General features: G+C 43.2%; 18 protein-coding genes. 15 read left to right on the plus strand and 3 right to left on the minus strand.

Annotation, left to right across the window (positions count from 1 at the left end; all coding sequences use genetic code 11):
• The first annotated feature begins 169 nt into the window (after positions 1-169).
• The 13 genes from J7E38_RS24315 (at position 170) to opuFB (ending at position 20,652) form a co-directional block, all read left to right on the plus strand.
• Positions 170-2,032, plus strand: coding sequence for a sensor histidine kinase (locus tag J7E38_RS24315; RefSeq protein WP_214705420.1), 1,863 nt, complete (start codon positions 170-172; stop codon positions 2,030-2,032).
• Positions 2,025-3,533: a response regulator gene (locus tag J7E38_RS24320; protein ID WP_214705419.1), complete on the plus strand. Its 1,509-nt coding sequence runs from the start codon at positions 2,025-2,027 to the stop codon at positions 3,531-3,533. The genes J7E38_RS24315 and J7E38_RS24320 overlap by 8 nt, the downstream gene beginning before the upstream one ends.
• 821 nt (positions 3,534-4,354) lie before the next feature.
• Entirely contained in the window at positions 4,355-5,188 is an 834-nt protein-coding gene (locus J7E38_RS13285) for a glycoside hydrolase family 16 protein (RefSeq protein WP_214705418.1), read from the plus strand.
• On the plus strand, positions 5,172-6,506 hold the full coding sequence (locus J7E38_RS13290) for a GH1 family beta-glucosidase (RefSeq protein WP_214705417.1): 1,335 nt from the start codon (positions 5,172-5,174) through the stop codon (positions 6,504-6,506). The genes J7E38_RS13285 and J7E38_RS13290 overlap by 17 nt, the downstream gene beginning before the upstream one ends.
• Positions 6,507-6,532: 26 nt before the next feature.
• Positions 6,533-9,712: a hypothetical protein gene (locus tag J7E38_RS13295; RefSeq protein ID WP_214705416.1), complete on the plus strand. Its 3,180-nt coding sequence runs from the start codon at positions 6,533-6,535 to the stop codon at positions 9,710-9,712.
• A gap of 18 nt (positions 9,713-9,730) precedes the next feature.
• On the plus strand, positions 9,731-11,065 hold the full coding sequence (locus J7E38_RS13300; protein WP_214705415.1) for a glycoside hydrolase family 30 protein: 1,335 nt from the start codon (positions 9,731-9,733) through the stop codon (positions 11,063-11,065).
• Positions 11,066-11,361: 296 nt separating this feature from the next.
• A complete protein-coding gene (locus tag J7E38_RS13305; RefSeq protein WP_214705414.1) occupies positions 11,362-14,295 on the plus strand; it encodes a carbohydrate binding domain-containing protein in 2,934 nt (977 codons plus the stop codon).
• Between the two features lie 315 nt (positions 14,296-14,610).
• Positions 14,611-15,981, plus strand: coding sequence for an MATE family efflux transporter (locus J7E38_RS13310; RefSeq protein ID WP_214705413.1), 1,371 nt, complete (start codon positions 14,611-14,613; stop codon positions 15,979-15,981).
• 18 nt (positions 15,982-15,999) lie between these two features.
• Positions 16,000-16,719 carry an aldo/keto reductase gene (locus J7E38_RS13315; RefSeq protein ID WP_214705412.1) on the plus strand — a complete coding sequence of 240 codons (720 nt, stop codon included), beginning with the start codon at positions 16,000-16,002 and terminating at the stop codon, positions 16,717-16,719.
• Entirely contained in the window at positions 16,671-16,934 is a 264-nt protein-coding gene (locus J7E38_RS23925; protein ID WP_214705411.1) for an aldo/keto reductase, read from the plus strand. The genes J7E38_RS13315 and J7E38_RS23925 overlap by 49 nt, the downstream gene beginning before the upstream one ends.
• Before the next feature lie 24 nt (positions 16,935-16,958).
• Positions 16,959-17,948, plus strand: a complete 990-nt coding sequence (gene mgrA, locus J7E38_RS13320; protein WP_214705410.1) for an L-glyceraldehyde 3-phosphate reductase — start codon at positions 16,959-16,961, stop codon at positions 17,946-17,948.
• A 242-nt stretch (positions 17,949-18,190) separates the two neighbouring features.
• Entirely contained in the window at positions 18,191-19,138 is a 948-nt protein-coding gene (locus J7E38_RS13325; RefSeq protein ID WP_214705409.1) for an ABC transporter ATP-binding protein, read from the plus strand.
• Positions 19,135-20,652, plus strand: a complete 1,518-nt coding sequence (gene opuFB / locus J7E38_RS13330) for an ABC transporter permease/substrate-binding protein (RefSeq protein WP_214705408.1) — start codon at positions 19,135-19,137, stop codon at positions 20,650-20,652. Before J7E38_RS13325 ends, opuFB begins: the two co-directional genes overlap by 4 nt.
• 168 nt (positions 20,653-20,820) lie before the next feature.
• Here the strand turns inward: opuFB and J7E38_RS13335 are convergent, their stop codons facing one another.
• Positions 20,821-21,411, minus strand: coding sequence for an MEDS domain-containing protein (locus tag J7E38_RS13335; RefSeq protein ID WP_214705407.1), 591 nt, complete (start codon positions 21,409-21,411; stop codon positions 20,821-20,823).
• A gap of 510 nt (positions 21,412-21,921) precedes the next feature.
• Between J7E38_RS13335 and J7E38_RS13340 the strand changes: the two genes are divergently transcribed.
• Both J7E38_RS13340 and J7E38_RS13345 read left to right on the plus strand, forming a co-directional pair.
• On the plus strand, positions 21,922-22,341 hold the full coding sequence (locus J7E38_RS13340; protein ID WP_215038569.1) for a MarR family winged helix-turn-helix transcriptional regulator: 420 nt from the start codon (positions 21,922-21,924) through the stop codon (positions 22,339-22,341).
• 13 nt (positions 22,342-22,354) lie between these two features.
• Positions 22,355-23,053, plus strand: coding sequence for a polysaccharide deacetylase family protein (locus J7E38_RS13345; protein ID WP_214705405.1), 699 nt, complete (start codon positions 22,355-22,357; stop codon positions 23,051-23,053).
• A gap of 137 nt (positions 23,054-23,190) precedes the next feature.
• Here the strand turns inward: J7E38_RS13345 and J7E38_RS13350 are convergent, their stop codons facing one another.
• Together J7E38_RS13350 and dcuS are read right to left on the minus strand one after the other, a co-directional pair.
• Positions 23,191-23,904: a response regulator gene (locus tag J7E38_RS13350; protein WP_214705404.1), complete on the minus strand. Its 714-nt coding sequence runs from the start codon at positions 23,902-23,904 to the stop codon at positions 23,191-23,193.
• Positions 23,901-25,430 (minus strand): DcuS/MalK family sensor histidine kinase, encoded by a 1,530-nt coding sequence (gene dcuS, locus J7E38_RS13355; RefSeq protein ID WP_251030330.1) that lies wholly within the window; start codon positions 25,428-25,430, stop codon positions 23,901-23,903. Before dcuS ends, J7E38_RS13350 begins: the two co-directional genes overlap by 4 nt.
• Positions 25,431-25,707 lie beyond the last annotated feature (277 nt).

The raw sequence follows: 25,707 nt of genomic DNA on the forward strand, positions 1-25,707 counted from the left end.
CGGAAAGACTGTTCCTTTAGAAAAAAATTTCTTAAAGGGGCAGTCTATTCCTGCTTTTGCGTTAGGCGTGAATCCTGTTAAACTTCAAAATATTGAAACACTTTTTCACGCTATTTATATTAATTAAGATGTATCATTTTAATGTGGATAAATGTTAGGTGTGATTAAAGTGGACTATCAAAAAAAAATCAAGTACGCAGCGAACTGGTTTGACCGCCTTTCCCTGCAGCAAAAGCTAATTGCCTTATATATCGTCATTATCATTATTCCAATCATCATTTTTATCTCCATCTATTCCAGTAACGTATATGACAGAGCGATCACCGAGATCAGCATCAAGAGTGAAAATGCTCTGGAAATCGAAAAAATCCACATTAAAAACAATATCGAATCGATGAGACGCACGGCCCAGATGGTTGTTTCGGACATGGAATTCATTGATTTCGTTAAAAGCCGAAATGAAGCAAATGTCGATCAGTTAATTGATTTCAGGATGAATGAGCTTTCGAATGTCACCAGGCTGCAGGCCAATAACCCTGCCATTGAAAATATCCGCCTGTATACAACGAATCCATATGTAACCGAGATGTGGCCGATTCTCTTCAAGGAAGAGCGGATCATGGGAAAGCCATGGAGAGATGAAGTCATCAACAGGAATGGCATGGAGGTATGGTGGTTCGATCAGCAGACAGAGGATGTCCTGGAACGGCTGCCATCACAAAACACTGCGAAAATTTCTTTGTTGCGGGAACTGGATTATCCAAAGGATGAACACTTGGGGATCATCGAAATCAATATGTTTCTGAAAAACTTTTTCCCTAAGATGTTCGGAGCTGTTCAAGATCCGGAGTCAGCCTATGTTGTCATCGACCGGGATAACAATATGATCAGGAACTTCCATCATACTTTTTTTGAGGATAAAGGAATTGACACCGAAGATCTTCAACGTGAATTCAGCAAATCAAAACCCGAAGAAACCGGAAGTTTTCAATATGAAAACAATGAAACTCCTTATCTTGTCATCTCTGCCTATATTGAGGATTTGGATGCATACTTGCTGAATGTGATCTCTCTGGAAGGCCTATATGCTGAAACGGAAAAGACGAGGAATGTCATTTTTAGCGGAATTATTTTTCTGGTCATTATTCTTTCTTTTGTCACCTATGTATTGATATTATTGCTCCTGAAAAAAATGTACAAACTGAAGAATTCAATGGAGCGAGTCGGACACGGGGACTTTTCCGTCGATGTAGAGGTTAACGGACAGGATGAGATTTCGGAACTGGCATTCCATTTTAAAAGCCTGCTAGGTAAAATGAACGGACTGATTGCTGAAGCTGTCAATAAGCAGGCTGCCGCAAAAGAAACGGAATTAAAGGCACTGAAGACCCAGATTGACTCCCATTTTCTGTATAACACATTGGAAAACATAAAAATGATGGCAGAAATAGAAGGCGAATATGCCATTTCAGATGCAGTGACCTCACTTGGGGAAATGATGCGCTATAATCTGAAATGGAAAAATGACTTTGTGATCCTGGAAGAAGAACTTAATTATATAAAAAACTATGTAGACATCATGAATCTGCGCCTGGATGGGCGGCTGACATTAACGATCGATGTCCCCAGTGAATTGCGGGACCAGGAAGTGCTGAAAATGTCATTGCAGCCGATTATTGAAAATGCCATAAAACATGGGATTATCCCGAACCACCAGAAAGACAGAGGGATCCTGCAGGTAAGCGCCAGGTATTCTGATGACTATGTCATCATTGAGATTCAGGATAATGGCGTAGGGATGACACAAGAGCAATGTGAAGCTCTCAACCGATCCATCCAAACAGGTGAGGAACATCAAAATCACGGTTCCAAAGGCGGCAATGGCATTGGGATCCACAATGTGAATGAGAGGATCCAGCTTTACTATGGAACAGAGTATGGGGTGTTTGTTACAAGTGTCAAAGGCGAATTCACGATGGTGACATTAAAAATGCCTTGCAAAATTATGAAAGGGGGCAGCCAAAGTGTATAAAGTCCTTATAGCTGATGATGAGAAAAATATCCGATTGGGCATACAGGCAATGATCAAGAGAGAATATCCTGAATTTACTACCTTTATTGCCAGTGATGGACAGGAAGCCCTCGAACGCATAGAGGAAAATGAACCAGATATTGTGATCACTGATATTAAAATGCCGAGGATGGACGGTATCCAGCTGATCAAGGAAATCCAGCAAAAAGAAATCCAAACAGCCATTGTGATCCTTAGTGGATATGATGATTTCTCTTATGCCAAGGAAGCGATCAAGCATAAGGTGAGAGATTATCTTTTGAAGCCGGTCAATCGATCAGAGTTGTTCAAAACCCTGAAATTGATCACGGAAGAATTGGAACATAGCCAGAAAATGACCTATCAGCACATGGATGAATATCGTGCCAGTCAGCTGAATTATATTTTGCTCAATCCTAATCTGCAAAAGGATGTTGTCGAGGATCTTTATAAGAAAATGAAAATCGAGGCCTATCCGGATGGCTTTTATGTAGGGATCATTGATGCGGAGGTTGAGATAGAAAATGCTCATTTGCTTGAAAAAATCAATCAGCTGCTTCAATCATCCAGTGATTGCATTCCGTTTCTCGATAAAGATGGCCGGGTGACCATCATTTCAGCAGATCTCGAGCAATTTTCCCTGTTTAAAGAGCAGCTTGGCAGGGACAGGCATTTGGTCTTCACCATTGGCATCAGTGAGAAGGAACAGGACATACGGGAATTGAAAAAAACGTATGAACAGGCAGCCACTGCCTTGAAGTACCATTTCCTCTATCCGCGCAGACAGGTTATTTTTTTTGAAAATGTCAAAGAAAAGCCGGATGGTTCTTCGATTCCGGTGGAACTGATCAATAAAATCTCCAATATGCTGGGAACGGAAAGGGAAAATGAAATAAAAACGAACCTGAGACAGGTGATGGACTTCGATGTTATCGCGCACAGCAGCATCAGCTATCTCGAAGACCTGAATCAGGCAATCAATGAGACGATTTTCAAGGGATTTTTTAAGCGCCTGGGGGATGAATCCCTTGTGACGTTTGAGCTTTTGAACAAAATCGATGACATTTACAATTTTGATAACTTCCATGAATACTTCCATGCCCTCGAAGGCTTGCTGATGAGGATCCACGAATACAATAAACAAATGAGATCAGTGTATTCAGAGCAAAAGTATATGGACCGGGCAATCGCCTATATCAGGGAAAATTACCACAAGGACTTGAATCTCGCTGTAGTCGCCAATTATATATCATTGAATTACTCCTATTTCAGCCACATGTTCAAGGAGTATATTGGGCAAAACTTCGTTGATTATTTAAAAATGGTCAGAGTAGAGAACGCAAAAAAACTGCTGAAAGAAACGGACTTTAAAATCCTCGAAATCAGCGAGATGGTTGGCTACAAAAATCCCAAGCAGTTCGCACGAGTATTCCGCGAAGCCGAAGGAATCTCACCAAAAGAATTTCGGGAAATGAATGGATGAAGAGAGCTGAATAGGCTCTCTTTTTTTCTGTTTGCTTCTAGGTTCGGTCAAAGTATCGCCAGTGCGGCTTCGTTTTGTCCGAAGTGGCCCCAAGTTCGAACAAAGTATCGTCGGTGGGGCTTCATATTGTCCGAAGTGCCCCCGTGTTCGGACAAAAGATCTCCTGTGCAGCTTCGTTTTGTCCGAAGTAGCCCCAAGTTCGGACAAAGTATAGGCAGTGCGGCTTCATATTGTCCGAAGTAGCCCCAAGTTCGGACAAAGTATCGCCGGTGGTGCTTCGTGTTGTCCGAAGTGTCCCCGTGTTCGGACAAAGTATCGCCGTTACGGCTTGGTTTTGTCTGAAGTAACCCCAAGTTCGGACAAAGTGTCGCCTGTGTGCCTTCGTATTGTCCGAAGTCACCCCAAGTTCGGACAAAGTGTCGCCTGTGCGGCTTCCTTTTGTCCGAAGTCACCCCAAGTTCGGACAAAGTATCGCCTGTGCGGCTTCATTTTGTCCGAAGTCACCCCAAGTTCGGACAAAGTATCGCCAGTGCGGCTTCGTTTTGTCCGAAGTGCCCCCCAACTTCGGATAAAAGATTCCCAATGCGCCTTCACTTTGACTGAACCAGCCCCGTATCCTTATAACACCATCAAATTCATCGCTTTAATCCCTATAAAACTTGCACTTTTTGGAAGTGTTTTCACTCAGAATTCCGCTCTTCTAAAATATTGACACCCTAAACAAAATTCTCTATCTCAAGATGCTGTGCTGGCAAAGGTAGAATAGGAATTGAGATATATTTTGTTCGAAGCAATCCGTTTTTTTGAAAGGGGAAGTTTAGGTGGAGCAAAAAGATCAGGGGAAATTAAACAAAGAAATGATGACGCTTTCAAAAACTGAAGCAGAGTCGAGCCTGGTGTGGGAAGAGAACTTTGACCTACCTGATATAGATGAAAGCAAGTGGAATTTTGTTGAGGCGGGGACGGGGTTTGGCAATGAGGAATCCCAGTTCTATACAAGACGGAAAGAAAACGCGCGGATTGAAAATGGCATGCTGGTCATCGAAGCCAGGAATGAGAAGTATAAAGGGATGGATTATACATCCGCTAAATTGACGACCAGAGGCAAAGCAGCCTGGACATACGGAAGATTTTCGATTCGGGCGAAGCTGCCTGAAGGCCAGGGGATCTGGCCGGCAATCTGGATGATGCCAGAAGATATGGAACTCTACAAAGGATGGCCTGCCTGCGGGGAAATCGACATTATGGAGCTGATTGGACATCAGCCCGGCACGGTTTATGGAACGCTTCATTACGGAATGCCTCACACATATACGGGAGAAAACTATACGCTTCCTGACGGTAAGAAATTCTCAGACGATTTCCATGTTTTCACCCTTGATTGGGAACCTGGTGAATTCAGATGGTATGTGGATGATGTCCTGTATGCAAAACAGACTGAATGGTTCAGCCAATCTCTGGAATCATCAGAAAAACAAGCTGGTTTTGCACCGTTCGACCGCGATTTTTACTTGCAGCTGAACCTTGCTGTTGGGGGGAAATGGCCTGGATATCCTGATGAAACGACACAATTCCCACAGCAGATGAAAGTAGATTACATCAAAGTATACAAAAAAATACAGCAGAGGGGAACAGAAGATGAACAAGTTTTCTAAGGATTTTATTTTTGGTACAGCAACATCATCCTATCAAATTGAAGGGGCCTATCAGGAGGATGGCAGAACCCCGTCTATATGGGACATGTTTTCTCGCACTCCCGGAAAGGTCTTCAATATGGATAACGGGGATATCGCCTGTGACCATTACCACCTATATGAAAAGGATATTGAGATTTTAAAAACGCTTGGTGTGGATTCATATCGCTTCTCGATTGCCTGGCCAAGGATTTTCCCGGAGCAAGGCAAGTATAACGAAGCGGGAATGAACTTTTATAAAAAGCTTATAACACTCTTGAATGAAAATGGCATAAAGCCTGCAGTCACTCTTTACCACTGGGATTTGCCACTGTGGGCCCATGAAAAAGGCGGCTGGACAAACAGAGAGTCCGTCAATTGGTTCATGGAGTATGCAGAAAAATGCTTTGAGGAACTCGATGCACATGTGGAAATGTGGATTACCCATAATGAACCTTGGTGTGCAGGTTTCCTCGGCTACCATCAGGGCGTTCATGCACCAGGACATACGAATATGGAAGAGGCGGTGAAGGCTGTCCACCATATGCTTCTGTCTCATGGGGAAGTCGTTTCCCTGCTGAAAGGGAAATTTGCTTCGGAAACTCCGATTGGGATTACGCTGAATCTGTCACCGATGTATCCGGCAAGCAATTCTGCCAATGACCAGCTGGCTGCCAACAATGCGGATGGCTACACGAACAGGTGGTTCCTCGATCCAGTACTGAAAGGATCTTACCCTGCGGATATGATGAATCTTTTCTCAAAATATGTCCATTCCTTCGACTTCATCCAGGAAGGCGACTTGGAGAAAATTTCGGTGGATTGTGATTTCTTTGGAATCAACTATTATAATCGCAGTCTGGTTGAATTCAATGCTGCATCGGACTTCCTGTTCAAGAGTGCCTATTCGGATTATCCGAAGACCGGTATGGGATGGGATATATCGCCGGCTGAATTTAAAGAACTGATTCATCGCTTGCGCAAGGAGTATACGAATCTGCCAATCTATATCACTGAAAACGGGTCGGCGTTCGATGATCAAGTGTCAGATGACCACCGTGTTCATGATACAGATAGGCAGGAATATGTTGAAAAACACATCACTGCGGTTGCCGAGCTCAATGACGAGGGCATGAATGTCGCCGGATATTATTTATGGTCATTGCTCGACAACTTTGAATGGGCATTTGGCTACGACAAACGCTTTGGAATCACTTATGTTGATTTCGAAACCCAGGAAAGAATCCTTAAGGATAGCGGTTACCGATATGCCGAAATTATCAGGAACCGTTCAATCTAAATCCAACACCTCTGGAGTGAGAAATAATGGGAAAATATCGATTTGATGAAAAACAATATTTTGTTATTGAAGACTTCGATCAGGCAAAGACCTTTTCGAGCTTCCTGCCAGGATTGGCCGGGTTATACGGGATACCGATGTGGGCTTTTTACGTAAACCGCGGCCAGGCGATGGTCAGCTTCGGTGTCCAGGATAAAAACCATGCGATCACAGAGTTTTTCCCGGCAAACCAGGCATACCAGCGTGTATCAACGAATGGTTTCCGCACTTTTATCAAATTGGATGGAAAGACCGTTTTTGAACCATTCTCGTCTTATGGAAGCAAAAAAGATCGTACAAGAAACATGTATATAAAAGAAAATGAACTGAAAATTGAAGAAATCAACCATAAGTATGGTGTCAAGACGCTGATTACGTACTTCACGCTGCCGAATGAAAACTTTGGCGCACTGACAAGAAAGGTCCAAATAGAAAATCTATCTGAAAAACCAATCGAGCTCGAGCTGCTTGATGGACTTCCTGCGATCATCCCATATGGAATTGATGATGCAGCATACAAAGCGGTCGGGAATACGCTGAAAAGCTGGATGGATGTATTTAATCTCGAAAACGGAATTCCGTATTACAGAGTCCGTTCTTCAACGAATGACTCTGCAGAAGTTGAAGAAATTTCGAAAGGTCATTTTTACTTGAGCTTCGATGATCATGGACAATTAATCACCCCAGTTGTTGATGCGGATCTTGTCTTTGGATCAAACAGTTCATTCTCTTTCCCGGATGAGTTTGAAAGCAAATCAATCCATGAGTTATCAAAAGCTCAGCCAGTTACCTCCAACAAAGTACCTTGTGGATTTTCCGGTCTGGGGAGAGTGCTTGGAATAGGAGAACAAGTCACATTTCACACGCTTGTCGGTCATGTGAAGGACATTGAAATCATCAATGAAAAAGCAGCTGACATAAGAGCTGGCGGATATATGGATAGAAAATATGAAGAAGCGCAGAGCCTTGTTACGGAGATTACGAAGGATGTTGAAACAAAGACAGCATCCCCGCTATTCGATGCCTATGTAAACCAAAGCTATCTTGATAATGTCCTGCGCGGCGGCTATCCAATTGAATTGGAGACTGATGATTCAGCCTTTACTTACTATGTTTTTTCCCGTAAGCACGGAGATCTGGAGCGGGATTACAACTTTTTCTCGCTTGCGCCGGAATACTTTTCGCAGGGGAACGGCAACTTCCGTGATGTGAACCAGAACCGCAGGAATGATGTGTTTTTCCATCCCGAGACGGGAGACTACAATATCAAGCTGTTCATGAGCCTGATCCAGGCGGACGGCTATAATCCGCTCGTCGTAAAAGGAGCGAGCTTTGAACTAAAAGATCAGTCTGATTGGGGATGGCTGGATGAACTGGTGCCTCTGCAGAAGGACGCTGAATTTATTAAAAAGAAGCTGAGCGGAACCTATACACCGGGCGATTTACTACAAACGATTTCGGACAGCGATATTCAGCTTGAATCTTCACTTCCGGATTTCCTGAAAAAAGTTCTTTCAAGAAGCTCCCAGAACATTGAAGCGGAGTTTGGAGAAGGGTACTGGATGGACCACTGGACGTACAATCTCGACCTGGTTGAAAACTATTTGAAGGTATATCCGGAAAATAAAGCGCAGCTATTGTTCGGTGATGATGGCTACAAATATTTCCACAGCCCTGTGTTTGTGAATCCTCGTTCTGAAAAATATGTCCTCGCTAATGGCAAAGTCCGTCAATACGATGCCATTACTGAATTTGGGCATCAGAAAGAGTCAAATTGGGTGAGGAGACCTGACGGTGAGTTCTTTACATCCAATCTTTACAGCAAACTGTTCTCACTGGCATTGCTGAAATTCTCAACATTGGATCCTTATGGTATGGGTGTGGAAATGGAAGCGAATAAGCCAGGCTGGAATGATTCCATGAACGGCCTGCCAGGAATATTTGGTTCTGCAATGAGTGAGACATTAGAGCTGAAACGCCTGCTCGAATTTGTCATCTCTTCTGGAGAGGCTGGCGAGCTGAAGATCACTCTTCCTGCAGAAGTCGTCGATCTGGCTAAGTCAGTTGTGGAATTCCTCGTTCAATTTGAAAATGGCGAGCTGGATGATTACAGCTACTGGAATCAAACAGCGGCTGCCCGTGAAAAGTACCGCGAGTTAGTGAAAAACGGTTTTGAAGGTACGGAAAAGAACATCGAGTTACAAAAGCTTACTGCTTATGCAGAGCAAATGCTTCTCAAGACAAAAGCAGGAATTGACAAGGCTACTGAGCTTGGCAATGGGCTGATTCCTACGTATTTCTCTTTCGAAGCCGCTGACTGGGAAAAAATCGTCGATGAAAACGGAAGTGAAAAACTGAATAAAAAAGGCTTGCCGTTAGTCAAGGTCAATAGCTTTGAAGTGTCTGTTCTGCCGCATTTCCTTGAAGGTCCTGCAAGGGCATTGAAGACTGCTGATCACCAAACAGCGAGATCGACCTATCAGCATGTAAGGAACTCGGAGATTTACGACAGTAAGTTGAAAATGTACAAAACTTCCGGATCCCTTGAAGAGCAAACCTTTGATATCGGCCGTGCGAGGGCTTTCACTCCAGGCTGGCTTGAGCGTGAATCCATCTTCATGCATATGGAATTCAAGTATTTGCTCAGTGTCCTGAAGTCCGGATTGTACGAAGAATTCTATGGAGATATCAACTATGCAATGCCGCCATTCATGGATGCAGAAGTGTACGGAAGAAGCGTCCTGGAGAATTCATCCTTTATCGCGAGCAGCGTGAACCCTGATTCCAGCCTCCATGGACAAGGTTTTGTGGCGAGGCTGAGTGGAACAACGGCAGAATTCTTAAGCATCTGGCAATTGATGATGATGGGGAAAAAGCTCTTTGACGTAAATGAAGACGGGTTGACACTGAAGCTTGAGCCGATTCTTCCTTCATGGCTTTTTGATGCAGAGGGCAAGGTGCAATTTACAATGTTGGGCAAGATTCAGGTAACCTATCACAATCCATCAAGGAGAAATACTTTCGGTGAAGAAGGTGCCAAGACCGTTAAGTATGTACTCCATATGAATGGTGAAGAGGTTGATGTTCATGGCGGGCTGCTGCAGTATACCTATGCACAAGCTGTTAGGGACGGAAAAGTATCAAGGATCGATGTTTACCTAGATTAATAGATGAGGTGCTGACACATGGAATTAAAAATGATCCAGAGTGCTAAGAATACCGGAGAGCGTTTTGCGGATAAGGGCAATCTTTCTTTTACAGATGAGCCGGGCAAAGATATGGTGATGAAGCTCGATCCAGAAAAGAAATACCAAACCTTCATGGGATTCGGCGGAGCTTTTACAGAGGCAGCTGCTTATACACTGGCGCAAATTCCCGGGGAAGAACGGGCAAAAGTAATCGACAGCTATTTTAACCAGGAGACAGGTCTTGGTTACAGCCTGGGCAGGACGCACATCCATAGCTGTGACTTCGCCCTGGAAAATTACACTTATGTTGAAGAGAATGACAGAGAACTTAAAACCTTTTCAATTGAACGTGAAAACAAATATGTACTGCCGCTTATCAAGGACGCGGTGAAGGCTAGGGGAGAAGGATTGACGATTCTTTCTTCTCCATGGAGCCCTCCAGCATGGATGAAAACAAATAATGAGATGAATCACGGCGGAAAATTGAAGCCAGAGTTCTATGATACATGGGCTTTGTATTACACGAAATACATCAAGGCAATGGAATCAGAAGGAATCCCAATCTGGGGCATCACCGTTCAAAATGAACCTGAAGCAACTCAAGTGTGGGACTCCTGCAGATATAGTGCCGAAGAAGAGCGTGACTTCGTTAAAAACCACCTGGGACCTGTAATGGAACAGGAAGGCCTTGGAGAAAAGAAAATCATCGTCTGGGACCACAACCGGGATATCGCCTATGAGCGGGCAAAAACGATTTTATCAGATTCCGAGGCTGCAAAATATATTTGGGGCACAGGTCTCCACTGGTATGTATCGGAAGAGTTCGAGAACCTGAGCAAAATTCATGAAGACTTCCCTGACAAGCACCTGATTTTTACCGAAGGCTGCATTGAAGGCGGAGTCCAGCTGGGCGCATGGCATACTGGAGAACGTTACGCCAGGAACATCATGGGCGACATCAACAACTGGCTTGAAGGCTGGATTGACTGGAATATCGTCCTTAACGAACAGGGCGGGCCGAACCATGTAGGCAATTATTGCGACGCGCCGGTCATCGTCGATACCAAAACTGGAGAGGTTCACTATAATAGCTCCTTTTATTATATTGGTCACTTTAGCAAATACATCAAGCCCAACGCAGTCAGAATCGGGCATGAACTAAATCATGATTCTTTAAAAGCAGTATCATTTAAAAACGAAGATGGCTCCATTGTCGCGGTTGTCATGAATGATGCAGATACCAATGAGATATTCTCGCTAACGGTCGGAGGCAAGACTGCCAAAGCCGAGCTGCCTTGTCATTCGATTACAACATTCATTATAGAAAGTTAAGCTCTGCCACCTCCTTGTCATGACAAAATGTGCTTTACGCTAATGATTAACATGAAAAGGAGGTGGTTTTATTTTAGAAGTCTTTAAAGCATATAAGTTGAACTTAACAATTATCGATTTAATGGAGCGGAAGGTGCGAAGACTCCTGCGGGATGAAAAGGTCAGTGGGAGACCCCACAGGCGCTTGCGCCGAGGAGGCTCCCAGGCCTACAGCGGAAAGCGAAGCACCTGGAGCGAAATGAAAAGGTAGACCTTATAGTTCAACTTATATAGTAGATAATGAAGGAGGAATTGGCATGAAGAAAACCTTGGCTCTTTTGTTGAGTGCCATGATGATTTTGCCTGCAGCCAGTATCGCGGCCCCTAAAGATAAACCAGGAAATGAAGAACTGAAAAACAAACAGAACAAATCACAGTGGTCGCTTGTCTGGTCAGATGAGTTCAGCGGTTCGGAAATCGACCGCAGCAAATGGACTTATGATATCGGGAACTGGATCGTGGATGAAGATGGAAACGGCGTTACTTCGGGTTGGGGCAACAACGAGAAAGAATATTATACGGATTCTGATGAAAACGCTTTTATCGACGATGGTAAGCTTGTCATTAAAGCAAAAAAAGAACAGGTTTCAGACCAGTTTGGAACCTATGATTATACCTCTGCCAAACTTAAAACAAAGGGTCTTTTCAGCAAGAAATACGGCAGATACGAAATCAAGGCGAAACTGCCGACAGGTAAAGGGCTCTGGCCTGCCATCTGGATGCTCCCAGAGGACGATAAATATGGTGCCTGGGCGGCCTCAGGTGAAATCGATATTATGGAGGCGTGGGGAAGCAGACCGAATACAGTGTCAGGAACAATCCATTATGGAGAAGGCTGGCCAAATAACAAGTATACCGGCAAGGAATTCGAACTCCCTGAAAACAGAGGCATTGACAAGTGGCATACATATGCTCTCGAATGGAAGCCAGGAGAGCTGCGCTGGTATGTCGATGGTGAACTCTATCAAACTCAAAATAAATGGTATTCAAAAGGAAAGGATAACGCAACAAACTATTCCTACCCTGCACCTTTTGATCAGGAATTCTATTTAGTTATGAACCTTGCAGTTGGCGGCTGGTTTGACGGAGAAGTTGACGAGACGACAAAATTCCCAAGCCAGATGGAAGTAGACTACGTCAGGGTATACGATTTGAAGAAACGTGATTACCGAGAGCCTGTAGAACCGGTATCCGGACCTGTTGAGCTGCCAGTAGATGCGAAGCAGCCTTTAGAGGACGGCAATTTAGTTTATGACCAAAACTATCAACAACCTATTACAGTAGTGGATCAGCCTGGGGTAGAACTGGATCCGCTATATTGGAACTTTGTAAAGTTACCAGAGTTCGGAGGAGACGGCAGCGTTGTACTGGAGGAAATCGAAGGCAAGAATTATGCAAAAACGAATATCACAAATCCAGGTTCGCAGCTTTATTCGCTGCAAATGATCCAGAACATCTCGCTTGCAAATGGAGGCAAATACAAAGTCAGCTTTGACGCAAAGTCGACAGCAGCCAGAAAGATCATGGTCAAAGCGGGTGCCGGCGAGAAACGAGGCTGGGTGAAGTATTCGAATGAGGAATCCTTCCAGCTTTCTGATGAACTGAAAAACTATGAATTCACTTTTGATATGCTGAATGAAACGGATATCGCGTCAAGACTTGAATTCAATCTTGGCGGAAACGGACCGAATCCGGTTTGGATTGGCAATGTAAGGGTTGAGGATATCACCGGGACTCCTGTAGATGAAGATGCGACTAAACAGCCGCTCCCGAATGGGAACCATGTTTATAATGGAACATTCGACCAGGGCGGCATGGATCGGCTGACTTTCTGGAATTTCTTAGTCGGTGAAGCAGCAGCTACAGCATCTGTTTCAGAAAATACTCGTGAACTTCATGTGGCAATTGATAATGGAGGCAGCTATCCTGAGGCCGTCCAGCTTGACCAAAAAGGGATTTATCTGGTTAAGGGAAATGATTATAAGATCACCTTGAAAGCAAGGGCAGACGAACAAAGAACGATTCAGGCCAGCCTTTTAGGCAAGGACGGCAGTGATTACTCAGGAATTAAAACGATTGAGCTCACTTCCAATATGGAAGAGAAAACCTTTGAATTTACAATGCCAGAGAATATTTCTGATTCAGAAGCTAAACTTGTCTTTAGTTTTGGCGGCGGCGATGGCGATGTCTATTTGGATGATGTAGTCCTGCTGAAGACCTCAAACATCCCGGACTATGGAGATATCGACTTATATCCATTGAAAAATGGGGATTTCACAGACGGTTTATCATCATGGGAAAATTATGTTCATTTTGATGCCAGTGCCCAGATCATTCCAGACAATGGAGAGGCTAAAGTGGCAATTGGCAATGAAGGAAATGAAACATGGAGTGTCCAGCTGATACAGCCGAATTTAAACCTTGCCAAGGAAGTGGTATATGAATTATCCTTCGAGGCCCGTTCTACAAAAGCGAGACAGGCAGAGGTAACGATCGAGAATGCTGAATATACCAGGTTCTTGAGTAAGTCGATCCCACTGATTGATCAAATGGAGCAATACACATATGAATTCAAGATGCCTGTTGATGACATTGCGTCGTTCAAAATGCTTCTTGGTAAAAACGGTTCATCAGCAATAGGCAGCCATGATGTCTTCATTGATAACGTGGTCCTGAAAGTAAAGGATGCACCAACTCAGCAGGAGCCCGAGCCTGTGTCAACGCCTGGAATTGATAATGGAACATTTTCCGATGGAACAGATGGCTGGTCCTCATGGTGGGGCGATCAGTGGAGCGGTTATGCTGAAGGTACAATGAATGTTGAAAACGAAGAACTGAAGGTCGCGATTTCCCAGGTTGGCGGTGCAACGTATTCCCCTCAGGTTTTTCAAAAGGACCTGCTTTTTGAAAATGGCAGCAGCTATACAGTAACTTTTGATGCAAGAGCGGATGTGCCAAGGAAAATGAATGTCAATATTGGTAAGGAATTAAGCTTTGAACCATGGTTTATTAACTATGCACCTTTGCAAACAGTAGATTTAACTTCTGAGATACAAACGTACAGCTTTACCTTTGTCATGACTGAAGAAACTTATGCTGATGGCAAAATCGTATTCGAACTTGGCAATATTTTAGACGGCAATGCAGCAACGAATGTCTATCTCGACAATGTAAGTATCACAAAAAATTAAGTGAATCAGCGGATGTATTGACTTGGTCGAAATAATTTTGAATCTGGTTGAATAATTTAAAAATTCGCCGATAAAATTCAAAATGTGGTCGAATTGTTTTGAAATTCGCCCGATAAAACTTAAAATGTGGTCGAATAATTTTAAAACTCGTCAACATAATTCAATAATGGTCGAAATCAAGAGGCAGAACAGCAAGTCTTTTCTGCCTCTTATCCTTCTATTCCATTTCGTTGCTTTAAAATTTTACAATCAAAGTTGAATGAGCGAGGCCAGAGTAATTTTACCAAAGGAAACTTTTAAAGGTGGCAAAGCAAGATGACTTTACAGAAAAACAACAGTCTGCCTAAACAGATTGGCTTATTAGCACTTACCTGGCCGATTTTCATAGAATCGTTTTTACACATGCTGATGGGCAGCACGGATACGTTCATGTTGTCGCATATTTCGGATGAAGCCGTTGCGGCTGTTGGGGTGGCCAATCAGCTCATATTTTTCATGATTCTCGTCTTTGGCTTTGTTGCCACAGGTACTGCAGTCTTAGTTTCACAAAGTCTTGGGGCGGGACTTCAAGCAGATGCAAGGAAGATATCGGGTCTTTCGCTTTCTCTTAATCTTATATTTGGCTTATTGGTCAGTGTGATTGTTGTCGGTTTCAATGATTTGTTTTTACAAATGTTCAATCTGACTCCGGAAATACACAGTCTGGCCCAACAATATTTGACGATTGTTGGCGGCACTCTTTTTACACAGGCGCTCCTTGTCACTGCATCGGCAATCCTCCGGGCAAATGGGCTGACAAAAGAGGCGATGGTGATTTCAATCGTTATGAATATCATCCACCTTGCAGGTAATAGTTTATTTATTTTTGGACTGTTAGGTGTTCCGGAAATGGGTGTTCAGGGTGTAGCGATTTCGACCGCTATATCCCGAACGGTTGCTGTCGTTTTAATATTCCGCTTGCTATACCGCAGGCTCCCTATGAATATTGCTGTAGAAGATTATTTGACATTCAATAAATCTTTTATCAAAAAGATCCTGAAGATAGGTGTTCCTTCTGCTGGCGAGAATGTTGTCTATAACACCAGCCAGATGGCGATTACCGTCATTATTGGCTTGCTGGGGGCTATGGCACTGACAACAAGGGTATACACTTTTAACATCATGTCATTCATGATGCTTTTCGGAATAGCAATTGGGCAGGGTACGCAAATACTGATTGGCTATAAAGTGGGGGCAAGGGAATTTGATCAAGCCTATCATCAGCTATTAAAAAGCTTGAAACTGAGTATCATCATCACGATGGCGATCACGGTCGTCATCGTTTCAATCAGAGAACCTATACTTGGTGTCTTTACTTCAAATAAAGAAATCATCAGGGAAGGAAGCAAGGTCCTGCTCCTTTGCTTGATCCTTGAACCTGGCCGGACCTTCAATATCGTCGTGATCAGTTCTCTCAGGGCAGCCGGAGACGCAGTATTTCCGGTGAAAATGGCATTTGTCTCGATGTGGGGAATTAGTGTGCCACTCGCCTATATCCTGGGAATTACGATGGATTTTGGCCTTACAGGCATCTGGATCGCGTTTATCGTTGATGAATGGTTCAGGGGAATCATCATGTATATCAGGTGGAAAAGCAGGGTGTGGGAGAAGAAGGTCCTGATTGATGCAAACGCGCAGCCAGCGTGACAGTAGAGGGGGAAGAAGATGAACTACAGACAGCTTGGAAGTACAGGGATAAAGGTGTCGGAAGTCGGGTTTGGTGCCTGGCAGCTTGGCAATGCCAGGGATTGGGAAGGCATGGAAGACAAACAAGCAATCAGGCTGGTCCATGAAGCGCTTGATCATGGCTGCAATTTCTTTGATACCGCTCCAAATTACGGTGGGGGTAAAAGTGAGTCATTGCTTGGGGAGGCTCTTTCCGGAAGAAGGAGCGCGGCGGTGATTAGCAGCAAGTTCGGTCATCATCCAGATAAAACCCTTAATTTTGATTCGCAGAATATCCGTAGTTCGGTTGAAGATAGTTTACGCCGACTTAAAACGGATTACCTGGATTTGCTATTATTGCACAATCCGCCGTTTGAAATCCTGACCGGGGTAACGGATCATTTTGAGGTACTGGAAACCCTCAAAAAGGAAGGAAAGATACGTGCATACGGAGCTTCAGTCGATTCCGGGAATGAAATGGAAGAAATCGTCCAGTCTACTGACAGTCAGGTTATTGAAGTGATGTTCAATATTTTTCATCAGGAGCCAAGAAGCGCGTTTACCATGGCCGCAGAGAAGAATGTGGGATTGATCGTTAAAGTTCCGCTTGATTCTGGGTGGCTATCAGGCAAGTATGACGAAAATAGTGTTTTTACAGACATACGAAGCCGATGGACCAGGAGCAGCTCAGGAAAAGAGCCGAGCTCCTGCCTGTTCTAAAGGAAATGCTCGAACCAGGAGAATCCCTGGTCCAGCTGGCTTTGAGGTATATACTTAATTATCAGGAGATCTCTACCGTCATACCTGGAAACAAGAATCTGAAGCAGCTGATTGAGAATCTATCAGCGTCAGAAAAAAGGATTTCAGCAGAAAAAGTAGAAAAGCTAGAAGCACTATGGGAAGAAACACTGCAAGCCGATCCGTTGGGTTGGTAAAAAACAGTATGGAGGTTTTACACAATGGCATATCAACCAGACAGCAATCGCTATGAAACGATGACTTATAACAGATGCGGCAAATCAGGGCTTAAATTGCCGGCCATTTCGCTGGGACTATGGCACAATTTCGGCGGCCAGGATCCTTTTGAAAATGGCCGTGCGTTAATCAGACGGGCCTTTGATCTGGGGATTACCCATTTCGATCTTGCTAACAACTATGGACCGCCGCCGGGATCAGCAGAAGAAAATTTCGGCAGCATCCTGCGCAAGGATTTTTCAGGCTACCGTGATGAAATGGTGATTTCGACCAAAGCAGGCTATGGCATGTGGCAGGGACCATATGGCGATTGGGGTTCAAGAAAGTATCTGGTATCTAGCCTCGACCAGAGTTTGAAAAGGATGGGACTCGATTATGTCGACATCTTTTACCATCACAGGCCGGATCCGGAAACTCCTCTAGAGGAAACGATGATGGCACTTGATCATGTTGTCAGGCAGGGAAAAGCTCTTTATGTTGGCCTGTCCAATTATGGTGTGGAGGAAACGAAACAGGCCATCGGAATTCTAAGAGATCTGGGTACTCCATTGCTGATCCATCAGCCTGCTTATTCAATGTTTAACCGCTGGGTAGAAGACGGACTCACCGATTTGCTAAAAGAAGAAGGAGTCGGATCGATTGCGTTCGTTCCACTGGCACAAGGGTTGCTGACCAACAGATACTTAAACGGAATCCCTAAAGATTCCAGAGCCCTGAAGCCAAACAGTTTCCTCAATGAAGGAGATGTTTCCGAAGATGTTCTAGCAAAGGTCAGGCAATTAAATGAAATAGCACAGGAGCGTGGCCAGTCACTTGCCCAGATGGCTCTTGCATGGGTTCTTAGGGAACAGAAAATCACTTCAGCACTTATTGGCGCGAGCAAAGTAAGCCAAATTGAAGAAAATGTCGCCGCCCTGAACCGTCTTGATTTCAGTGAGGCAGAATTGAATACGATTGATGAAATCTTAAAATAAGGACGTCAAACAAAGCTGTAAAGCCAAATGGTTTTACAGCTTTGTTTTGTATTGGAGTAGTTTCTTGTCATTAGGGTAAAGGTAATTTGCTTTTATACGAGGATAGATTCCCTTCTCTTTTTACCAACGGGGTCTGCTTTGGTAGTATGTAATTTAGGCACTGCCTGTAACTGAAAATAGGAAATCCTCAAAGTGCTAATAATATATAAAAGTAAAAATACGAGAGATATAGGGGTGAAATAGTGATCAGCTTTGAAAATGTCGCAAAGAAATATGACGATGGAACGTATGCGGTGAAGAATTTTAATTTACATATCAACGAAGGGGAATTGCTTGTCTTAATCGGTCCGAGCGGCTCAGGAAAGACGACGACTTTAAAAATGATCAATCGGTTGATTCCGCTTACGGAAGGCTACATTAGAATCAAGGATAAGATGATCAGTGACTATGATATTCACGAGCTGCGCTGGGATATTGGGTATGTACTTCAGCAAATCGCGTTGTTCCCGCATATGACGATCGAAGAAAATATTGCGATTGTTCCGGAAATGAAGAAATGGGAGCAAAAAGAGATCGATCAACGCATTGATGAATTGCTGCATATGGTCGGGCTTGAACCGGAAACGTACCGCAAAAGGCTGCCCCATGAGCTTTCGGGAGGCCAGCAGCAAAGAATTGGCGTGGCACGTGCGCTTGCTGCCAATCCGCCAATCATTTTAATGGACGAGCCATTCAGCGCATTGGACCCATTGAGCAGGGAAAAACTTCAGGATGATTTGATTCAATTGCAAAACAACATAAAGAAAACCATCGTTTTTGTGACCCATGATATGAGTGAGGCATTGAAGCTTGGTGACCGGATTTGCTTGATGAGGAATGGGGAGGTTGTCCAGATAGGGACTCCGCAAGAATTTGTCCAACAGCCTGCAAATGATTTTGTCCGTGAGTTTGTCGGGATTGACCAGTCCCAGGCAAGGATGGTCGATATCAGTGGAGGCGTCGAGCCGGCGAATCATGAAGAACTATACAATCTGCCCGTCATTGCTTCCCGTGTGCCTTTAAACGAGATCCTGTCTCTGCTTGGGGAGCACGAGCAGCTGGCTGTAAAAGAAATGGATGAAATAATCGGCACTATCGACAGGCAGGGAATCATCCGGATTTTATCCAGGCAGATGGAGGGAATGAAATGAATAGCTGGACTTCAACATTCATAGATCGGAAAGACGAGCTGTTAAGTGCACTGCTTGAACATATCCAAATTTCGTTCATCGCACTGTTCTTTGCTGTCTTAATCGCAATCCCTCTGGGAATTTTCCTGACACGAAGGAAGCAGATATCAGAAGGAATCATAGGGGTAACTGCGGTGCTGCAAACAATCCCTTCCCTAGCATTGCTTGGCTTGTTGATCCCGCTATTCGGAATCGGCAAAGTCCCGGCAATCATTGCACTTGTGGCATATGCGCTGCTGCCGATCTTACGAAATACATATACAGGAATCAATGAAGTGGATCCTTCGTTGATCGAAGCCGCCCGGGCCATGGGAATGAACAGCAAGCGCCGTTTGATGAAGGTGGAACTGCCTTTGGCAATGCCGGTCATCATGGCTGGAATCAGGACAGCAATGGTCTTGATCGTTGGAACAGCAACGATTGCCGCGTTGATTGGTGCCGGGGGATTAGGTGACCTGATCCTGCTCGGAATCGACCGGAATAACACGGCATTAATCGTTCTTGGGGCCATACCAGCTGCTCTGCTTGCAATTCTGTTCGACCTAGTGCTTAGAAGGTTTGAAACGGTTTCCTTTAAAAAATCACTTATCACGATTGGGGCCATTTCATTAGCCGTAATCCTCATGATGGCGATTCCTTTCCTTGGCGGGAAAAATGAAGACGAACTAGTCATTGCCGGGAAGCTCGGTGCAGAACCGGAAATCCTGATTAACATGTACAAGCTCCTGATTGAAGAAGAAACGGATCATTCCGTACAGTTGAAACCAGGACTGGGGAAAACATCTTTTGTTTTCACGGCATTGAAAAACGGAGATATTGACATTTATCCCGAATTTACCGGCACGGCCATCTCGGAGTTTTTAAAAGAAACAGCCGAGAGTACAAGCCGCGAAGAAGTATACCAGCAGGCAAAAGAAGGAATGAAAAAAGAGTTCGACATGGATATGCTCCAGCCAATGGACTACAACAACACCTATGCTTTAGCTGTTCCAGAACAACTGGCGAAAGAAAATGACCTGAAGACCATATCTGATTTGAAGTCGATTGAATCATCATTAAAAGCTGGCTTCACACTTGAGTTTTCAGATCGGGAAGATGGATACAAAGGAATTCAGAAGCTTTATAATCTGAATCTGCCAAGCTTGACCACAATGGAGCCAAAACTAAGATACGGGGCGATAAAAAGCGGAGAAATTAACCTGGTCGACGCCTACTCCACCGACAGTGAGCTCCAGAGATACAAGCTGGTCGTACTGGAAGACGATAAAAACCTATTCCCACCATACCAGGGAGCTCCGCTGCTAAGGTCAGAAACAGCAGAAAAATATCCTGAGGTCGTCGAGGCCCTAAACAGACTTGCTGGTAAAATCACTGACGACGAAATGCGGAAAATGAATTACCAGGTCAATGTTGAAGGGAAATCTCCTGAAGAAACAGCCAGGGAGTATTTGAGAAAAGCGGGATTGATTAGGTAAAAAGGAGGCCCCTTACAGCTTGATGTAAGGGGTTCTTTTGGAGTGTGAAATGGGGAACACTTAGGTTGGCACCAATTGTTATATTTTTCTATTCGATAGAAGTTTTGTGAATACAGCTAAAAGTACGAGACAAAAACCAGGGTCTGTTGCAGGACATCCGGACTATGCCTATCTCATATACAACGAAGATAAATGAAACTCATCATCAGTCATAGTGTATTTGTGGAATTGTTCCAAAGCTGTATGCAATCTGTTAGATAAACGATGTGAAACGTAAGCACAAACAGAAAGCATACGTGCCTCTATAACAAAATCATCGGCCGAGGATTCAAATTCTTTAAGCAATTCTTCATCTGGTTCTGTTGATGCCCAATCGACTTGAGCCCAAGTACGAATTGATGAATTAAGTTTTTTTAAGGCAGAAAGATCTTTCTGAAAATATTTTAGAATGGTCTTTGTGTTGAAATCTCCACTTGATAGGTAATAATCAAAGTTATTAACCAGAAAAATAAACTGTTGCTGTTCATCACTAAATAGACTATCAATCTTAGATTTTATTTTTAGGATGGTTCTCATATTTTCGATAATGAGGATATGTTCTTTTTTTTCGATTCCAGTTTTAATAAAGGAAATTAACTTGTTGATATAAATTTCTTCATCCTGGAATCGATAAAATACATGCCCTTCAGTTAACGTTTCTAAATTGTTTGTTTGATGACTTGAATGATTAATGGCTGTGTGAGTGAGATCACAAGACATAAGGTAGTCTCCTTTCCTTTAAGGGGAGGTGACTAAGAAAAGTCGATCAATTCCCAATATTAGTTAATAACATTACCTTAACACTTTAGTCCTGTATATTCCATAAGGGAATTTAACGAAAAATAGCATATTTTGTTGCATATAGTATAAATAATTGTTCGGATTTTATTAAACTGCAGGGAAGCTTTACTTTAACAAATAATACAAAAGAAAGGAGCTAGGATTTTTAGATCCAGCTCCTTCTTTATTGCTAAATAGTAAGCGATTTGGTTTGAACCCCCTGAAGCTGATGCAGGGGGGAGTTGCTATAGTTTGTAAACTTTTAGGTTCAAATATATAGTCAATAAACTGCCGGCAAGGAATACAATGACACCCGAAATTGAATTTGGAGAAAGGTAGTGTAAATACTCCATTTGAAAAGCTCCCCTTTTTGTGAAGTATATCGTAATGCGATACTTTTGTTGATTTAATTATATCGTGTTAAGATATATTTATCAACTAGAAAGTAAGGTGGAATTTTTGTTAAGTAAAGATGTGTATGAGTACCTCGCAGAGTTCCGTTACCAATTAAGGAAGTTCCAGAAGTTTAGTGAAACAGCAGCACAGGATATGGGCATCACTGCTCAGCAGCACCAGTTGATGCTGGCCATTAAAGGCTATCCGGACAGGGACTACGCAACACCGCGGGAGCTGGCAGAACGCCTGCAGATCACTCACCATTCCTGCGTTGGCCTGATTGATCGATGTGAAGAAGCAGGACTTGTTTCACGCAGAAAAAATCCTGAAGACGGCAGGAGTGTATTCGTTGAAGTGACTGAAAAAGGGATTGGAATTCTTGAGGGTCTTTCTGAGATCCATCTAGAAGAGATCAAGCGGATCGGATTGTTTAAAGAAAAATTGTTGGATAGAAATGGAGAAAGTGAAATATAAAGAGGTAGACTTTATGAAAAAAAGATTCTTATATTGGGGATTTGCAACAGTATTGGTCTTTCTGTTGCTATTCATTTCCTATAAACTAATGAACTCAAGGACATCTCAATTTTTCGGCGGGTTGACATCCCAGGTGAGCACAGAGGAGAAAGTTGTGGCCTTGACCTTTGATGATGGTCCAACTAAAAATGTAGAGAGCATTTTGCCGATTCTGGAAAAGTACAATGCCAAAGCAACGTTTTTCCTGATTGGAAATGAAATTGAAAAGAACCCGGAAGAAGCAAAGAAAATCGCCTTGGCCGGGCATCAAATCGGGAATCATACTTATTCACATCGAAGGATGGTGTTGAAATCTCCGTCTTTCATCAAAGAGGAAGTTGAGAGAACTAATACTTTGATTAAAGAGACAGGCTTTGAGGGTGAGATTGACTTTCGTCCGCCTAATGGAAAAAAGCTAATCGGTCTGCCCTATTATTTACATCAGCAAAATATTGACACCATTACCTGGAACCTCGAACCAGATTCCTTCTATCAGGCATCTGCGGATAAAATAAAGTATGTGAAAGATAATGTAGAACCCGGTTCGATTATTTTATTGCATCCGATGTACGATCAATCTGGAGATGAGCTTGAAACAATCGAAGGAGTATTGAAGGCATTAACTCAAAAAGGCTATAAATTTATTACTGTGAATGAGCTCCAGGGAAAATGAGCGTTATGGAAGCTTGGGTGATTTCGTTTGGTATTTAGGAGTCCTTAATAAGCTTTGAAAGTCCCAACCCATAATTCCGGAAACAATTTGCTAGAATATTGATTAATGACTAAAAAAAGTGGCTGCTGCCACTTTTTTTAAAGAAATCTATTCAATTGCCCCAGCTTGTCTTTTCTTAATCTGTACAAATAGCCAGGGCGGCCAACTCCATATGTTAGTGACTCTTCAAGAATGCCCAGGTCCGCTAAAAATTTCAGGTATTTACGGACCGATACTCTTGAAATAAGGGTGATTTCTGATATATCATCGGTAGAAAACTGGAGATTCTCTTTCGATTGAATGACTTTTATGATGGATTCCAAAGTGCTGATCGTTAGACCTTTTGGCAGGTTCTCCATAGATGAAACTGCCAATTTCTGTTCGGTGCTTAATATACGTCCATCAATGTCTTCTTGTCTAAGCATGTTATGATTCTCAAAGAAATGGTGTTTTTCTTTATAGTGCAATAAGGCCTGATTGAATCTTTCAAACTCAAAAGGTTTGATCAAATAGTCCAAAGCCCCATACCTGAGTGCAGTTTGAATATTCTCTTTATCTGCAGCTGCTGTGATCAGGATAACATCGGCTGAGATGTTCTTCTTCCTGATAAAACGGAGCAAATCGATTCCTGTAGCGCCAGGCATATAAACATCCAGCAGGATGAGGTCAACCTTTTCAGATTCAAGAAATTCCCTGGCGTCCTTTACGGTATGGACAATGCCAGCAAGAGTGAAACCATTCACTTCTTGTAGATAACGCCTGTTAAATTCTGCGACCATCGGATCATCATCGACAATCAGTACCCTGATCATTTCCCCACCTCTTTTGCTTCATATGGAATCTTTATATAGAAATTCGTCCCTAGTAATAGTTTTGAATCAATGTCTAATTCTCCACCGAGGTCTATTATACTTTTTGTAACTAGGTATAGACCATAACCACGGTTTTTCCCTTTTGTGGAGAATCCTTTTTTAAATATCTCTGCTTGCTGCTCTTTTGATATACCGGGGCCCGAATCAAAGACTTCGACTGTTAACCACTTATCCTTGTACGAAAAATTCACTTCGATTGTTTTGTCTTCGCTGTCTGCCATAGCCTCAATGGCATTGTCGATGAGGTTGCCTAGGATGGTAATCAATTCATGGGTAGTCTTATTTGCTGCCGGCTCAGGGATGATGCTGGTACATTCTATTGAAAGGTCAACTTTAGCTTCCCGGGCATAACTTAATTTCCCCATGATAAAGCCTGCCAGTGCAGGATCCTTGATATGTTGAGTAATGCTGCCGAATTCCTGATCCCGGTAGTCAACCAGTGTACGAATAAACGCTGCCAGCTGATTGTATGATTTTAATTGGACCATACCGGATATAACATGGAGACGGTTCATGAATTCATGTGATTGTGCCCGAAGTGCTTCCGCATACGTCCTTACCCCTGTGAGCTGTTCCGCCAGCTGGTTTACTTCTGTTTTATCACGGAAAGTGGAGATAGCTCCGACAACCTCGCCATTTACAATAAGCGGAACCCTGTTGACAAGAATCGAAACGCCGTTAATCGTTTGTTCCTCATCCAATTCAGGCTGCCCCGTCTTCAAAACATGATCCAATCTCGTTGATGGCATATAGTCATAAATTTTCATCCCGACCGGCTTTTGAGATAGGCCGGCCCTTTTAAAAATTTGTGAAGCAGATTTGTTCACCAAAGTGATGGTAGATGTATGATCAACTGCAATAATGCCTTCATGCACAGATTGCAGCATCGTACTTCTTTCCTCAAGAATCCTCGAAATGGCAAAAGGCTCAAGGCCAAGGAGGATTTTTTTTATATATCTGGCCAGCAGGATTGCCCCGACGGTCCCTATAAGTAAACCGAGAATGGTTACAATGATGATGTTCTTATGGCTGCGTCCAAGGGCTGTCTCCAGGCTACTAAGCGAAATGCCAACTGCCGCTACACCAATTTGCTCATTCTTGCCATTGTAAATGGGTGTAAAACCGCGCACTGATTCACCAAGTGTCCCGCGTGAGATGGAGACATATTCCTTTCCTTTTAGTGCAGCCTTTTCATCTCCGCCTACAAACGACTTGCCGATCATCTCCTCATTCGGATGGGATAGGCGGATTCCGTTCATATCCATAACAACGATAAATAGGACATTCGTTGCTGTTTGGATTTCCTTTGTGTAATCCTGGATGGCACTGGAGGTTTGGCCCTCCTCTAAGGCATTAATCACAATATGAGATTTAGAAACGGTCCTCGCAACAATTAAAGCCTTCTCTTCCTGGTTTTTTCTAATATTTTCACTAACTGAATTGCTAATTAACAAATCTGTAATCATCAGTGAGATTAAAACAACTAAACATACGAAGAAAATGATAATGGTACTTAGTTTAAATCGGAACCGCTGTTTATGCACGCGAAATCCTCCATAATCGCTTTTATTAACTACTAAATTTCATTGTATAAAAATTAAGGATTTGGCGAAAGCCAACTCAATCTATTATTTTTTCTCTTTCTTTAATTACAAAACGTTTTTTAAAGTTTATTAAACTATATTTCATGTTCACAAAATTGTAACATGTTGTTATTCGAAGGGAATGTAATCGTTTTCAAAC

It is taken from the genome of Bacillus sp. ISL-35 (genome assembly GCF_018613355.1).
GTDB lineage: Bacteria > Bacillota > Bacilli > Bacillales > Cytobacillaceae > Mesobacillus.

What these genes read in the sequence shown, in the direction of transcription:
- mgrA (WP_214705410.1), top strand. Translation starts at nt 16,959, where the DNA reads ATGGCATATCAACCAGACAGCAATCGCTATGAAACGATGACTTATAAC.
- J7E38_RS13310 (WP_214705413.1), top strand. Translation starts at nt 14,611, where the DNA reads ATGACTTTACAGAAAAACAACAGTCTGCCTAAACAGATTGGCTTATTA.
- J7E38_RS13350 (WP_214705404.1), bottom strand. Translation starts at nt 23,904, where the DNA reads ATGATCAGGGTACTGATTGTCGATGATGATCCGATGGTCGCAGAATTT.
- dcuS (WP_251030330.1), bottom strand. Translation starts at nt 25,430, where the DNA reads ATGATTACAGATTTGTTAATTAGCAATTCAGTTAGTGAAAATATTAGA.
- J7E38_RS13300 (WP_214705415.1), top strand. Translation starts at nt 9,731, where the DNA reads ATGGAATTAAAAATGATCCAGAGTGCTAAGAATACCGGAGAGCGTTTT.
- J7E38_RS13315 (WP_214705412.1), top strand. Translation starts at nt 16,000, where the DNA reads ATGAACTACAGACAGCTTGGAAGTACAGGGATAAAGGTGTCGGAAGTC.
- J7E38_RS13305 (WP_214705414.1), top strand. Translation starts at nt 11,362, where the DNA reads ATGAAGAAAACCTTGGCTCTTTTGTTGAGTGCCATGATGATTTTGCCT.
- J7E38_RS23925 (WP_214705411.1), top strand. Translation starts at nt 16,671, where the DNA reads ATGGACCAGGAGCAGCTCAGGAAAAGAGCCGAGCTCCTGCCTGTTCTA.
- J7E38_RS13290 (WP_214705417.1), top strand. Translation starts at nt 5,172, where the DNA reads ATGAACAAGTTTTCTAAGGATTTTATTTTTGGTACAGCAACATCATCC.
- J7E38_RS13295 (WP_214705416.1), top strand. Translation starts at nt 6,533, where the DNA reads ATGGGAAAATATCGATTTGATGAAAAACAATATTTTGTTATTGAAGAC.
- opuFB (WP_214705408.1), top strand. Translation starts at nt 19,135, where the DNA reads ATGAATAGCTGGACTTCAACATTCATAGATCGGAAAGACGAGCTGTTA.
- J7E38_RS13335 (WP_214705407.1), bottom strand. Translation starts at nt 21,411, where the DNA reads ATGTCTTGTGATCTCACTCACACAGCCATTAATCATTCAAGTCATCAA.
- J7E38_RS13345 (WP_214705405.1), top strand. Translation starts at nt 22,355, where the DNA reads ATGAAAAAAAGATTCTTATATTGGGGATTTGCAACAGTATTGGTCTTT.